This is a genomic window from Streptomyces sp. NPDC001492 (genome assembly GCF_053597275.1).
In genome coordinates this window covers 139,849-153,299 of sequence record NZ_JBSFHW010000009.1, presented here as the reverse complement: position 1 = coordinate 153,299, position 13,451 = coordinate 139,849, and the positions used below count along the sequence as shown (strand labels likewise).

The 13,451-nt window shown below is 71.5% G+C and carries 10 protein-coding genes; 6 read left to right on the top strand and 4 right to left on the bottom strand.

Features of this window, described 5'->3' with window-relative positions; genetic code table 11:
* The first annotated feature begins 44 nt into the window (after positions 1 to 44).
* From ACWC1K_RS14520 to ACWC1K_RS14510, 3 genes are read left to right on the top strand one after another with little or no spacing between them, the layout of a single operon-like run.
* Positions 45 to 1,439: a hypothetical protein gene (locus ACWC1K_RS14520; RefSeq protein ID WP_450831331.1), complete on the top strand. Its 1,395-nt coding sequence runs from the start codon at positions 45 to 47 to the stop codon at positions 1,437 to 1,439.
* Positions 1,436 to 2,464: a hypothetical protein gene (locus tag ACWC1K_RS14515; RefSeq protein ID WP_450831330.1), complete on the top strand. Its 1,029-nt coding sequence runs from the start codon at positions 1,436 to 1,438 to the stop codon at positions 2,462 to 2,464. The genes ACWC1K_RS14520 and ACWC1K_RS14515 overlap by 4 nt, the downstream gene beginning before the upstream one ends.
* The gene (locus ACWC1K_RS14510) at positions 2,461 to 3,726 is read left to right on the top strand and encodes a carbohydrate ABC transporter substrate-binding protein (protein ID WP_450831329.1); all 1,266 of its coding nucleotides are present in this window, start codon (positions 2,461 to 2,463) and stop codon (positions 3,724 to 3,726) included. Before ACWC1K_RS14515 ends, ACWC1K_RS14510 begins: the two co-directional genes overlap by 4 nt.
* Positions 3,727 to 3,731: 5 nt before the next feature.
* On the opposite strand, the gene ACWC1K_RS14505 is transcribed toward ACWC1K_RS14510, so the two are convergent.
* Together ACWC1K_RS14505 and ACWC1K_RS14500 are read right to left on the bottom strand one after the other, a co-directional pair.
* Positions 3,732 to 4,814: a substrate-binding domain-containing protein gene (locus tag ACWC1K_RS14505; RefSeq protein ID WP_450831327.1), complete on the bottom strand. Its 1,083-nt coding sequence runs from the start codon at positions 4,812 to 4,814 to the stop codon at positions 3,732 to 3,734.
* Positions 4,811 to 7,345 carry a SpoIIE family protein phosphatase gene (locus ACWC1K_RS14500; protein WP_450831326.1) on the bottom strand — a complete coding sequence of 845 codons (2,535 nt, stop codon included), beginning with the start codon at positions 7,343 to 7,345 and terminating at the stop codon, positions 4,811 to 4,813. Before ACWC1K_RS14500 ends, ACWC1K_RS14505 begins: the two co-directional genes overlap by 4 nt.
* Positions 7,346 to 7,596: 251 nt before the next feature.
* Between ACWC1K_RS14500 and ACWC1K_RS14495 the strand changes: the two genes are divergently transcribed.
* From ACWC1K_RS14495 to ACWC1K_RS14485, 3 genes are read left to right on the top strand one after another with little or no spacing between them, the layout of a single operon-like run.
* Positions 7,597 to 8,685 carry a substrate-binding domain-containing protein gene (locus ACWC1K_RS14495; protein WP_450831325.1) on the top strand — a complete coding sequence of 363 codons (1,089 nt, stop codon included), beginning with the start codon at positions 7,597 to 7,599 and terminating at the stop codon, positions 8,683 to 8,685.
* A gap of 38 nt (positions 8,686 to 8,723) precedes the next feature.
* Entirely contained in the window at positions 8,724 to 9,503 is a 780-nt protein-coding gene (locus ACWC1K_RS14490) for an ATP-binding cassette domain-containing protein (RefSeq protein WP_351463169.1), read from the top strand.
* Between the two features lie 5 nt (positions 9,504 to 9,508).
* Positions 9,509 to 10,777 (top strand): sugar ABC transporter permease, encoded by a 1,269-nt coding sequence (locus ACWC1K_RS14485; RefSeq protein ID WP_450831324.1) that lies wholly within the window; start codon positions 9,509 to 9,511, stop codon positions 10,775 to 10,777.
* A 143-nt stretch (positions 10,778 to 10,920) separates the two neighbouring features.
* On the opposite strand, the gene ACWC1K_RS14480 is transcribed toward ACWC1K_RS14485, so the two are convergent.
* Positions 10,921 to 11,703 carry a VOC family protein gene (locus tag ACWC1K_RS14480; protein ID WP_450831322.1) on the bottom strand — a complete coding sequence of 261 codons (783 nt, stop codon included), beginning with the start codon at positions 11,701 to 11,703 and terminating at the stop codon, positions 10,921 to 10,923.
* A gap of 146 nt (positions 11,704 to 11,849) precedes the next feature.
* Positions 11,850 to 13,388, bottom strand: a complete 1,539-nt coding sequence (locus tag ACWC1K_RS14475) for a CYTH and CHAD domain-containing protein (protein WP_450831321.1) — start codon at positions 13,386 to 13,388, stop codon at positions 11,850 to 11,852.
* Positions 13,389 to 13,451 lie beyond the last annotated feature (63 nt).

The window sequence follows — 13,451 nt, the reverse complement described above, 5'->3', positions numbered from 1 at the left end:
GACAGCCCGAACGGCGACGAAGGGAAGGAGCGGTGACGTACGCCATGAGCAGCCACACCCTGCGGCTGCAGCCGGACATCCAGCTGCACGTCGATCTCGACGGTGACCTGCGCCCGCACCGCAGCGCGAAGATCGAGGCCCATCTGCGGGTCGACGTGGCCGCCGACAGCGCCCCCGTCGACCTGCCCGCGGTGGAACTCGCCGTGATCATCGCGGTGGACGTCGCCGAGGCCAACCGGCCGGCCGTCCGGCACGCTCTGGCGGCCGCACTGCGCGCCCTGCCCGACGGTATCTCCTTCACCGTGCTCGGCAGCGGCCCCGGGCCGGTGCGGTGCTATCCGCGGGGCGATGCCGAGTGGGCCGTCGCCGACCAGGCCGAGAAGCGCCGGGCCGTCTTCGCCGCGGGCGCGCTCCCGCTGCACCGGGACGGTCCGCGGCCCGCGGGGTACGCCGTCTGGGCGGCCGGCGCTCGCGCCCTGCTCACCGGCCGCCCGCTCTCCGTACGCCATCTGGTGCTGATCACCGACGGTAGCAGCGCCTCTGGCGAGACCCGGCTCGAGGAGGAACTGGAGGCCTGCACCGGGCAGTTCACCTGCGATGTGTTCGCCGTGGGCGCGGACTGGGACCCCGACCCGCTGCTGGCCCTCGCCGAACGGCTGCACGGCACCGCCGAGTTCGTGGAGGAGGGGCTCGGCGGGGCGATCACCGGCGCCATCGAGCGGCTGCGCCGGGTGCACACCCCGCAGCTGCCGATCGAGGTGACCGTACGGCCCTCCGTGCGCCAGGTCTCGCTCAGCGAGAAGGCACCGAGGCCGCGCCGCCTGGGCGCACTCCCGCAGCCCGACCGGCCGCACCGCTGGAGCTTCCCGACCTACCAGTGGCGGGAGCAGGGCAGGCGCGACTATCTGCTCACCCTCGTCGCCGACGCGGACGCCGACCCGCTGGAGACCGACCTCCAGTTCGCCATGGTCTCCATCGGCGAGGTCCATGCGCCCGTCGTCGCCCGCTGGCACCGCCCCGGACCGGCCCCGGCGCACGCCTCGGCGGGCGCTGCCAGCGTGCGCTTCCTGACCGGCACCACCGCCATGCGCAATGCCCTCCGGGAGGGCCTCGAGGCTCTCCAGGAAGGCCAGCGGGAGGCCGCCGAACGCTGCTTGGGGCAGGCCGCGAGCATGGCGGAGAAGTTCGACGCGGACTGGGTGCTGGGTGAGATCCGCGAGGTCGCCGAGATCGAGGACGCCGCCGCGGGGCGGGTCCGGCTGCCGACCGCCGTCGACTCCGGTGCCCTCCGCCCGATGATCCTGCGCGCCGGTTCCTATCCCGGCGGAACCCTGACCGACACGGTCTTCCCGCGTCCGGGGCCGCGCTGCAGACACTGCTCCACCCCGGCCGGGAGCGAGGCCCGTTACTGCATCGTCTGCGGGAAGGAGCTGCTGTGACGAGCGGACTCGCCGCCTCCCGGCGGGGCTACTCCCCTGCCGCCTTCTGGCGCGGACGCCTGAGCCCCTTTCGGACCCGCCGGCTGCTGGAGGTGCACCTCCTGGTCCTCACGACATGCGCGATGGTGGCGGTGGCCTCCCTGCTCCTCTCCTACCACCAGACCCAGCGCGGCGCCGAGGCACTCTCCTCCCGGGAGGCACCGGCCGTCCAGGGCCTTGCCGCCGCCCGGCTCGCGGTGTTGCGTGCCGAGTGGGAGACCGAGGTCCTGTGGCACAAGGACCTCATCCGTGTCGCGGGCTCCGGCGAGACCTACCGGTCCCAGCTCTCCGCCGCCGACCAGAGCCTGTCCCGGATCGCGGACCGGACGGACCAGGACCTCGGCACCGTCAACGGTCTGCTCGCCACCTACGGCCAGTCCCTCAACCTCGGCACGTCCCAGTACCAGGACCAGGACTTCATGCAGGAGCAGAAGCTCAAGGAGGCGAGGTCGCTGCTCACCCGCCCGGGCGTGGGGCTCGTGCCCCGGCTGGACCGGCTGCAGCAGGTCCAGCTGAAGCACGCCGAAGCCACCGCTTCCACGGGGTGGGTGCAGCGCAGCGGCTGGTGGATCTCCGAACTCTCCCTGGCGGCCCTGGCACTGACCCTGATGTCCGCACTGTTCGTGCTGCGCGACCGCTGCGGCCGCGACTGGAATCCGTACCTGCTCGCAGGCTTCGTCCTCACGGTGCTGCTCGCGGTCGTCCCGCTGATGACGACGTCCTCCACCGAGGACGACCTCGACAACGCGTTCGGCGACCTGCGGACGATCACCGAGGTCTCCGGTCAGAACTGCTGCAGCGACGAGCTGGTCGGCGCGCAGCAGGCGGTCGCGGAGAAGTCCGAGGACGTCCGGCGGCAACTGGCCGACAACGCCTGGACCGACAGGGTGTACCGGGGCACCTTGATCGGCGGGCTGCTGGTCGTCCTGCTCCCCGCGACGGGGCTCGTGCTCCGGCTCGACAGCGACTACTGGAGGCGACGGTGACCCGGCGGTTCAAGGTGCTGGTGCTCGTCCTGGTCCTGCTGCTGACCGCGGCCACCGGCATCGTGGTGGTGTGGGCGGAGCAGGACGACCGGCAGCCGGTGACCATCCTCGGGACGTGGACCGGCACCCAGGAGAAGCAGTTCAAGGAGGTGCTGCAGGGGTTCGGCATCCCGTTCCGCTACCAGGGCACCGCGGCCCAGCGCGAGGTGCTGCTCTCCAAGGTGCAGTCGGGTGAGCCCCCGGACATCGTGATCATGCCGGGTATCGGTGAACTCGCCGAGTACGCGGACCAGAAACGGCTGAAGCGGCTCAACAGCCTCTACGACCCCCAGCAGTACGGCTCGCCGTGGAGCTCGGCGAGCGGGACCTCCCAGGACGTGTACTGGGTCCCGGTCAAGGCGGACCTGAAGAGCATCGTCTGGTACCGAAAGGGCCACCGGCCCGCCAACCACCCGGCGCCGCTGACGAGTTGGTGCATCGGCATGGGGGACGACGGCGCCTCCGGCTGGCCCGGCACCGACTGGATCGAGGATCTGGTGCTGCAGCGCTCGGGTCCGCGCGTCTACGGAAAGTGGGCGCTCGGCAGGAACAAGAGCGAACACTGGTGGACCAGTGCTGCGGTGCGCGGCGCCTGGGAGGCATGGGCCCGTCCGTTCCAGAAGGACGAGCCGGCGGCCGCGCACGCCCTGCTCACCGATCACCGCGGCGCCCCGGACGGCCACGGACTGCTGTTCGGCGGCCTGCGCGGATGCACTCTGGAGCACCAGGGCTCCTTCGCCCGCTTCTTCTACGGAGAGGCGGCAGCCAAGCGCGCAGAGCTGATGGACTCCGCTCCGCTGCTGCCCGGAGGCCCGGGTCGGGTCCGGGCCCATGAGGTGACCGGTGACTTCGCGGCCCTGTTCAGCGACCGCCGCCAGGCCAAGGACCTGATCGAGCGGCTGGCCTCCAAGGAGGGCCAGCAGCAATGGGCCGAGGTGGCACACGTCTTCTCGGCCAACCGCCAGGTCCATCCGCAGGAGGGCCGGGTCGAGGACGAGATCGCGAAACGGCTCAGCGGTGACGGCCCACGCTGTCTGGACGCCTCCGACGTCATGGCTCCCGCCGTGCGGGACGCCTTCTACGAGGCCGTTCTGCTGACCCTGGCACGAGCCGCGGCCCGCCAGGACCCCGACATCCCGCACCTCCTCGCAGGCATACAGGCAGTGCAGAACGCACAGCCCACCCCGAGTGCGGCACCGAAGACGGTCTGCAGCACACAGTGAGGCGACTACCGTGCGAGTCCGGCCTTCTGACAGGCGGTCCGGAGCGCGTGGGTGCAGATCTCGTCGACGGTGTACACGCCGTCCTTGACGAGCGTCTGCTCGATGGTGTGGGCCGTGACAGGCCTCGGGGCGAGCAGCACGGACGGGATACGACTGGTGGTGGGACTGTCGGTGGTCGTGGTGGCGACGTTGCTCAGATCGTCGCCGCGCCCCAGCGCCACGGCCATGGCGGCGGCCGTGTCCGCCTCCGCCCGGAACGGCTTGTACACCGTCATGTACTGCTCGCCCGCGACGATGCGCCGTAGGGCGTCGAGGTCGGCGTCCTGACCGGTGACCGGGGGAAGCGGCCTGACGCCCGCGCGTTTCAGCGCGGACACGGCACCCGCGGCTATCGCGTCGTTGGCCGCCAGGACCCCGCCGATCCGGTCCGGGCCCAGGGCTGCGACGGCGGCGGACATCTGGGCGTGGGCGTCGTCCGTGCTCCAGCCCTGGATGGCGTACGACCTGCCGATCCTGACCTTGCCCGCCAGGACGGATAGGGCGCCCTTTCTGTACCAGGCCGCGTTGGGGCTGGTCGGATCGCCGTTCAGCATGACGACCTGACTGCTCTTCGTCCGGCCGTCCATCGCCTTCAGGAGCGCCTCGCCCTGGAGCCTGCCGACCTGTGCTCCGTCGAAGCTGACAAAACCGGAGATGGGGCCTTCCGCGAGCCGGTCGTAGGCGACGACCGGTACGTCCGCCCGGTGGGCCTCGACGATGGAGGAACGCAGCGCCCGCGCGTCGGCGGCGTCGAGGATCAGGACCCGGACCCCCGTGGTGATCATGGAGGTCAGCTGCTGCCGCTGCCGGTCCGCGTCGTTCTCGGCATTGGCGTACTTCACGGCGCAGCGCGGGCACAGCTCCTTCAGCCGCTTCTCGATCAGCGGTCTGTCGGAGTGCTCCCAGCGGGGGACCGATCGGCTCGGGAGCAGCAGGCCGACGGTGAAGCTGTCCGATCCCGCCTTGCCGTCTCCTCCGCAGGCGGCCTGGGACATCGTCATGAGCCCCGCGACGAGGGCGGCGGCGACATGCCACAGGCGGGTTCTCACCGGAGGCCCCCTCGTTCCGTTCCCGGCCCCGAGGCGGAGGGCGCCGGTGCTCGTCCCGGCAGGACGATCTCGCTCCACACCTGTTTGCCGCCGGCCACCGGCATCGAGCCGAACGACTCCGACATCGCCTCGACCAGGAGCAGACCCCGGCCGCCGGTCGACTCCCAGTCCACGATCACTGGTTTGGCGGGGGCACGGGGCGAGGAGTCGCTCACACAGACCCGTACCCGGTCGCCACGGAGCATGAGGTCGAGACGGACCGGGCCCTGTGTGTGCACCAGGGCGTTGGTGACGAGCTCGGACACGACCAGCAGGACCGCGTCGGCCACGTCCTCGGCCCGCCAGCTGCGCAGGGTGCGGGCGGTGAAACGTCGGGCGTGCATGACGGCGTCGGGCAGCCGCCACACCACCCAGCCCGCCCTGATCGGCCGGGTCCCCATCCCGTCGTAGCGCAGCAGCAGCACCGCGACGTCGTCCTCGCGGCGGCCGACGTCGCCGAGCAGTTGGTCGGCCATGCGCCCCAGATCCGCCGGATCGGCCGCTGCGAGCGCGATGCGGGTCTGGTTCATGCCCTCGTCGAGGGGCAGACCGGCGGCCTCGACCAGGCCGTCGGTGACCAGGGCGAGGACGGTGCCGGGAGACAACTCGACCGCGGTCATGGGGAATTCCGCCTCGTCGAGGATGCCCAGCGGGAGTCCGCCCTCGACCTCGATCTCCTCGGTGCTGCCGTCGGGGTGGCGCACCAGGGGGGCGAGGTGCCCGGCCCGGACGAAGAGGGTGTTGCCCTGCTCCAGGTCCAGTTCGGCGTAGCAGCAGGTGGCGAAGAGGTCGGTCTCCATGCCGACGAGCAGGCGGTTGGCGTGGGAGACGACCACGTCGGGCGGGTGGCCCTCCACGGCGTAGGCCCTGACGGCCGTACGCATCTGGCCCATGATGGTCGCGGCTCCGGCGCTGTGCCCCTGCACGTCGCCGATGACCAGGGCCACGCGGTCCTCGGACAGGGCGATGACGTCGTACCAGTCGCCGCCCACCTGCAGTCCCCGTCGGGCGGGCAGATACCGGGCCACGGCCGTCCCGCCGGGCAGCGTGGGCAGGCGACGGGGCAGCAGGCTGCGCTGCAGCATCGTCGCGAGTTCCTGCTCGGCGTCGTGCTCGTGGGCCCGCTTGAGGGCCTGTCCGACGAGCGCCGCGGTGGCGGTCAGCAGGGACCGCTCGTCGGGTGCGAACTCGTGCGGCTGGTCCCAGCCGACCATGCAGAGGCCGGCGACGCGGCCCTTGGCGGGCAGCGGCAGGACGGCCAGGCCTCCGTCACCGATGCCCGCGAGGTTCGGTTCGAAGGCCGTGCCGGCCGGCCACAGATCCAACCGGCCGTCGCGCAGGGCGAGTTGGAGGGTGGGCAGGGCGCTGACCGGTGCCTCCGGCCACTCGGTGCGCCACTCGGCGCGCCAGGCTTCCGGCCAGGCGGCGGGCTGCGGTGGATCGAGCACGGTGACCATGAGCCGGTCGCCCTGCAGCTCCGCAAGGGCCACCCGGTCGGCGCCCAGCGGCTCCCGAAGCGCGGTGACCACGACACGGCCGACGTCACGGACGGTGGTGGCGTCGTCGAGTGCGGCGGTCAGCCACTGGATCCTGGAGACGTCGTCGGGGCCGCCGCGCAGCACGGAGGTCGCCGTCACCACGCCCAGCACCTGCTCGGGGCGGTCCTCGGTGCCCGCCACGACCCGGCAGCTCAGGCTCAGCCAGCGCATCTCCCCCGTCGGGCCGCGCACCCGGAACTCCAGCTCCCGCCGGCCGAACGCCTGGGGAGCCGGTTCCAGGACCGACACCAGGGCGTGCATGTCCTCGGGCAGGGCGTGCGCGAGCAGGGTGTCCGCCTTGCCGTCGAAGTCGGCCGGCGTGATACCGAGGAGTTCGAGCAGGGCGTCGTCCGCGTCGATCAGGCCGGTGTCGGGCACCAGCACGAACGAGCCGACGCGCAGGCTCCGCAGCGCGGGGCCCAGCAGCGGCGACGGCGGGGACCGGCCGGCAGCGCTCAGAAGCAGACCGGCGACGGCATCGGCGTACCGCTCCAGGAAGCGGCGCTGCTCGTCCTCGAAGCCGTCCGCGCCACCCCCCACGACGACGAGGCAGCCGAGCCGGCTGCCGTCCGCCTCCAGCGGCAGGGCGCCGAGCGAGGACTCCGTGTGCGGCGGTGTGGGGGCGCCCTCGGGGTAGGCGGCCACTTCCGCGGGGGTGAGCCACAGCGGCCGGTCGGTGCGGAAGGCGAGCGCGGCGGGTGAGCCCCCCGACAGGGGCAGCCGCTCCGGCAGCCGGTAGTCGGAGACGGCCCAGCGTGCCGTCTCCGCCAGTCTCAGCTCGTCCGAGTCGCCGGCGGGCACGTAGACGGCTGCCATGGCCGCTCCGGCGAAGGCCAGAGCGCGCTCGCCCGCTGCCGCCTCCGGCACCGCGCGCAGCCCGCCCGAGTCCGCGCCGTCGGCTCCGGATGCCCGCAGCTGAGAGACTCCGGCCCGGGCACCGCCGTCTTCAGGCATGTCCGCAACCTACCTCCCGTCCGTGCCGCGGATGCGGCTGAGATCGGGCGTCCCCACAACAGAATCGCATATCAGAGCAAACCGCCACTGCATTCGCAGATCGCCGTGGCCGGTGCCACACTGACGGCATGGTCGTCTTGCCGCTCGCGTGAGAGGGCCAGGTGTCGCCGCGTGCGGGCAGCGACCAGTGCACTTCTGGATCTCCATGCCGGCGTGACCACCCGACCCGCGCTCGGAGGGAAGTCTCGCGCATGAAGGCCTGCATACGGGGCGCGGCCGTCGTCATGACCGCGGTCTCGACGGCCGTGGCAGTACCGGCCTGCGGGTCGGGCACCGACGGCGACTCCGACGGGGGGACCGCACCGAAGATCGCCCTGCTGCTGCCGGATGCCACCACGGCCCGTTGGGAGACACAGGACAGGCCCTTGCTGGAGAAGAAGATCATGGAGCTGTGCCGGAGCTGCACGATCGAGTACGCCAACGCCAAGGGCGATGTGGCGTTCCAGCAGGACCAGATGGACTCGATGATCACCAAGGGTGTCGACGCGATCGTGCTCGTGGCGGTGGACGCCAGATCCCTTCGCCCCGCGGTGCAGGAGGCCGCTCGGGCGCACATCCCGGTGATCGCCTACGACCGGCTCGCGCAGGGCCCGATCTCGGGCTATGTCTCCTTCGACGGCGAGGAGGTCGGCAGGCTCCAGGGCAGGGCACTGCTGAAGGCCATGGGCGACCACGGCCGCACACCCCAGATCGTCATGATGAACGGCGATCCCGGCGACCCCAATGCGGTGTCGTTCAGGAAGGGCGCGCTGTCCGTGCTCACGGGGAGAGTGAAGATCGGCAAGGCGTACGACACGCCGCAGTGGCGGCCTGAGATCGCGAACACGAACATGTCCGGCGCCATCGCCGCCCTGGGCGTGGCCAACATCCAGGGGGTCTACTCCGCCAACGACGGTCTCGCCGGGGGCAGCATCTCCGCCCTCAAGGCGAACAAGGTCGACCCGCTGCCCCCGGTCACCGGGCAGGACGCCGAACTCGGGGCCGTGCAGCGCATCGTGGCCGGCGATCAGTACATGACCGTCTACAAGCCGTTCGACCCCGAGGCCTCCGCCGGCGCCGCCATGGCCGTGGCCGCGGCCCGCCGGACCGCCCTGGAAAAGGTCGCCAGGGACAAGGCCACCACCAGCGGCGGGACGACGGTTCCGGCCGTCCTGCTCACCCCCGTGTCCGTGACCGCCGCCAACATCAGGAACACCCTGGTCAAGGACGGCTTCTACACCGTCCGGCAGATCTGCGTCCCCCGACTCGAGGCCGCCTGCAGCAGGTCCGGACTGACCTGACGAACCGGCTTCGAGCGAATCCGAGCCCCGGGAAGGAGATGGTCTTGGTGCCGGATTCCCCCTTGCTGGCGCTGCACGGCGTGTGCAAACGCTTCGGTGCCGTCGAGGTCCTCAAGGACGTCGAGCTGGAGATCCGCGCCGGCCAGGTCGTCGCCCTCCTCGGCGACAACGGCGCCGGAAAGTCCACCCTCGTCAAAGTGATCTCCGGCGTCGCCCCCGCGGACAAGGGCGTCATCGAGTGGGAGGGCCGCACGGTGCACATCAGGCGCCCGCACGACGCCCGGGACCTCGGCATCGCCACCGTCTACCAGGACCTCTCGCTGTGCGGGAACCTCGACGTCGTCGGCAATCTCTTCCTCGGCCGGGAGATCCGCAGGTTCGGGTTCCTCGACGAGATGGAGATGGAGAGCCGCACCATCGAGCTGCTCGAACGTCTCACCAGGACCGTGCCCGCACTCCGCGCCCCGGTGGTCTCCCTGTCCAGCGGCCAGCGCCAGACGGTCGCCATCGCACGGTCGCTCCTCGGCGAGCCCCGCGTCCTCCTGCTGGACGAACCGACCGCGGCGCTGGGCTTCGAGCAGACCACCGAGGTCCTGGACCTCGTCGACGCGCTGCGTGACCGCGGCATGGGAGTGCTGCTCATCAGCCACAACATGGGGGACGTCAAAGCGCTCGCGGACCGGGCCGCGGTGCTGCGGCTCGGCCGCAACAACGGCTTCTTCAACGTGAACACAGCCTCCCAGGAACAGATCATCTCCTCCATCACCGGTGCCACCGAGAACGTGCCCCGGCGGCCGGCCACCCACGAGGCGTGGTGAAAGGGATGCGCCGCATGACGGACAACACGCGGGCCGAAGAGACCGCGGCCGCCGAGACCCGCGGGCCGCACGGCCGGGCGGCCCTCGCCCTCGCCGTGAAGGACGGGGCCGACTTCCTGCGGCGCAGGTTCCGCGCCGGTGAACTGGGCTCGCTGCCCGTGGTGCTCGTTCTCGCCACGGTCTGGATCATCTTCCAGTCCCTCAACGACAACTTCCTCTCCCCCCGGAACCTGTCCAACCTCAGCGTGGACATCGTGGGCACCGGCCTGATCGCGGTCGGCATCGTGTTCGTGCTGCTGCTCGGTGAACTCGACCTGTCGGTGGGCTCGATCAGCGGCTTCGCCGCGGCCATCTTCGCCGTGCTGAACGTGAACAACGGCGTGCCCGAATGGATCGCCCTCGTCCTCGCGGTGCTCGCGGGCACCGCGGCGGGAGCCCTCCAGGGCTTCTCCTGCGCCAAGACCCGGGTACCGGCCTTCGTCGTCACGCTTGCGGGGCTGCTGACCTGGAACGGCCTGATGCTCTACGTCCTCGGCACCAGCGGCACGGTCAACCTGGACGAGAACGGGCTCGTCGCCGACCTGACCAGCTACTACTTCACCAATGACGCCGTCGCCTACGGCCTGGCGGCGCTCTGCGCGGGCCTCGTCTTCCTGATGTCGTACCTGGACCGGCGCCGCCGCGTGGCCGCCGGCATGCCGCACCGCTCACTGCGGGACATCGTGGTGCGCGCGGGAGGACTCGCGGTGGTCGCGTTCACCACCGCGTATCTGCTCAACCGGTTCCAGGGGCTGCCACTCGCCCTGCTGATCTTCCTCGTGGTGGTGGCAGGCCTGGACATCGTGCTGCGGCACACGCACTACGGCCGGCAGGTCTACGCGCTGGGCGGCGGCGTCGAGGCGGCCCGTCGCGCCAGCCTCAATGTGACGGGCATCCAGACCGCGGTGCTCGCGGTCTCCGGGACGATGGCCGCGGTCGGCGGGCTGTTCCTGGCCTCGCGCATCACCTCGGTCAGCCAGAGCTCGGGATCGGGCGTCCTGCTGCTCAACGCCATCGCGGCAGCCGTCATCGGCGGCACCAGCCTGTTCGGAGGACGCGGTACGACCTGGTCCGCGGTGCTCGGCATGCTGGTCATCCAGTCGATCGCGTCCGGAATGGCGATCACGGACACTCCCACGGCCATCCAGTTCGTCATCACGGGCGGGGTGCTCTTCGCCGCGGTGGTCATCGACGCGCTGTCGCGCCGCTCGCAGGAGGCGCACGGGCGGGCGTGACGCACCGGCCCCCTTCATCACCGAGGAGAACGTGGACGCGGTCGCCAAGTTCGCCGCCAAGGGAACGCGGTGACGAGCATGACCCGGCATGCCGAGCCGGCGGCGACGTCACCGCCGGCCTCCGGCCCGCACGTGAGGAGCCGTCATCCCTGCCGCGGGTTCGGCTTCAGGACGGCGAACACCGCCTGGCCCGGGTCGGCCAGCCAGGCGATCCGGCCGACGTCCGGCACATCCGAGGCGGGCATCAGCACCGACCCGCCGTTCTCCTGCGCCTTCGTCACGATGGCATCGGCGTCTGCCACCGCGAAGTACGGCACCCAGCGCGTCTCTTCGCCCTCGCCCTGGAGCGGCGCGACCCCGCCGAAGGAGCCCTCCTGCTGGTCGCCGTCCCTGATGCTGAGCACCCGGTACGTCATCCCGGGTGCCTGCATCTCCTGGGAACGCCAGCCGAACAGACCGGCGTAGAAGCGGATGGCCGCCTCCGGGTCCCCGACGTGCAGTTCCACCCACACCAGGGTGTTCTCCTCCGAAGCCTTCTCCAGGCCCTTGGTCCTCCCGGGCTGCCATACGGCGAACTGCGCGCCCTGGGGGTCGGTGAACTGGCCCAACCAGCCCTCACCCATGACGTCCATGGGTTCGGCGCGCACGGCGCCTCCGCCGGCGACCACGTCGCGGGCGGTGGCCTGGATGTCGTCGCTCTGGAAGTACGTCGTCCAGGCCGAGGCGGCACCCTCCTCGCTCAGCGGCCCGAGGGCGCCGACGGTCTTCCCGTCCTTCTGGAAGAACCCGTATCCGCCGGCCTCGGGCCCGGCGGACACGAACTGCCACCCGAAGACGGCGCCGTAGAAGGCGGCGGCCGTGTCCGTGTCGGGGCTGCCGAGGTCGAGCCAGTTGGGTGATCCGGTGCGGAAGTCGGTGCCGAGCATGCGGGTCCTCCTGGGAAGTCCGGGGTCGAGACTCCGTCACGATGCCGCCCCGTTCGGACGGGGCTCGGTGCACAGGCCCGGAGGCCCAGGGGGTTTCACCCGGGCGGGCGTCCCGCATGCGGCCGGACCCCGGCGCGGGGCAGCTGTCAGCGGGTGAGCGCCTTGCGCAGGCCGGGCTTCGACGCGTCGGCCCATGCGCTCGGCAGCTCCCGTTCGCGGTCTGCAGCCACGGCCTGCTCCTGGCCGTACACAAGGCCCCAGGTGAAACCGGGTTCCCCCGCGGCGTGCGCCGCCAGGGCCAGCTTCCGCAGGGCGTCCCGGGCCACGACGCTGTCCTGATGGTCCCCGAGCACCTTCTGCACGGCCTTCACACGCTTGCCGAGCCGCTTGGCCGGCTTGCCGAGCGAGGCACGCGCCGGTTCGGTGGCGTAGCGCGTCTTCTTGGCCGACTTGCGGGCCTCGTGGAGCGCCACGTCGCGTTCCGTCCCGGGGGAGAGCTCCAGCGCGTGCGCCACCCGGCCGGCCAGCCGGTCGTACTCCTTGAAGATCGCCTTGACCATCACCTTCTCCGGTGCGCGGGCGGCCTTGCGACGCAGTGGCGGCTGCTCGGTGAGAGCGGCCAGGGAGTTCAGCAGGGCCAGGTAGCGGGGTGTGCGCAGGGCATCGAGGGTGCGGTGACGCGCCTCGTCGGTGTTGGCGACGTTCCAGGCCTTCAACCGGGCCTCGACCGGCCCGAGGACCAGCTCCGTGGGCAAGGCCTCGATGCGCGCGCCGAGCCGTTCCATGAGGACCTCCTGGTCGCGTTCCGCGCCCAGCTCGCCGCCCAGCCACTTGAGGTCCTCGCGGATCGGATCGGTGACAGCGCGATCCAGCACCGACCGGTAGGAACGCAGGATGCTGCGCAGCCGACGGCAGGCGACCCGCATCTGGTGCACCGAGTCGGGCACGTCACGGCGTACCGCGGGATCGAGGCGCACCAGGGTGTGAACCAGCTCGTCCACGTAGGTGAGGACGTCATCGCCGGCCGAGCCGGGTACGACGATCTCGGCCCGGACGTCCGGCAGCCGCGGACCGCCCACTCCTGTCTCCTGCAGGGCCCGCGCCAGCTTGGACGGGTTGGCCGCACGGTCGATGCCGTTCTTGTGCAGCGTCTTGTCCACGGCGTCCAGCAGCGAGACTTCGGTGTCCTCGGCGAGTTCGACCTCCATCTCGGTCCAGGCGGCCAGCGTGGTCGTGCCGCGAAGGGACTCGGCGCGGACCTGGTCGACGGTCAGTTCGGCGAGGACCGCGCCCTCGGAGTCGACCAGGTGCCGGGTGCGGCGGGTGGACCGGATGCGGACGACCGGCGTCAGCTCCGCCCCGCGGGTACGGGAAAGGGCCAGGTCACGCAGGGTTTCCGGAACCTTCTCGGACAGCGGGGCCCGCACCTCCTCCCGGCTGTCCCGCGACAGGGGCAGCTTCAGGTGCCAGCCCGCGTCGGGGCCGCCCGTCCTGCGCCGTAGCGTGGCGGACGCGCCGGCCAGCCGCAGGTCCTCGGTGTCGTGGTACACGGCGTCCAACTCGTCGGTGCCCTGTTCCACGACCGACACGATGCCGTCCACGCCGGTGAGCTCGGGGAGCCACGAGGTGTCATCGGCCGACGGAGCATCGTACTTTCGCTCTGTCTCACGCTTCGACTGGGTCATACCGATCGCGTACACGCCTCAGCGCGGCTCAAACACAGGTGAGGCCCCCAAGACGCCCTCGCC

What these genes read in the sequence shown, in the direction of transcription:
- ACWC1K_RS14520 (WP_450831331.1), top strand. Translation starts at nt 45, where the DNA reads ATGAGCAGCCACACCCTGCGGCTGCAGCCGGACATCCAGCTGCACGTC.
- ACWC1K_RS14500 (WP_450831326.1), bottom strand. Translation starts at nt 7,345, where the DNA reads ATGCCTGAAGACGGCGGTGCCCGGGCCGGAGTCTCTCAGCTGCGGGCA.
- ACWC1K_RS14495 (WP_450831325.1), top strand. Translation starts at nt 7,597, where the DNA reads ATGAAGGCCTGCATACGGGGCGCGGCCGTCGTCATGACCGCGGTCTCG.
- ACWC1K_RS14490 (WP_351463169.1), top strand. Translation starts at nt 8,724, where the DNA reads ATGGTCTTGGTGCCGGATTCCCCCTTGCTGGCGCTGCACGGCGTGTGC.
- ACWC1K_RS14485 (WP_450831324.1), top strand. Translation starts at nt 9,509, where the DNA reads ATGCGCCGCATGACGGACAACACGCGGGCCGAAGAGACCGCGGCCGCC.
- ACWC1K_RS14480 (WP_450831322.1), bottom strand. Translation starts at nt 11,703, where the DNA reads ATGCTCGGCACCGACTTCCGCACCGGATCACCCAACTGGCTCGACCTC.
- ACWC1K_RS14475 (WP_450831321.1), bottom strand. Translation starts at nt 13,388, where the DNA reads ATGACCCAGTCGAAGCGTGAGACAGAGCGAAAGTACGATGCTCCGTCG.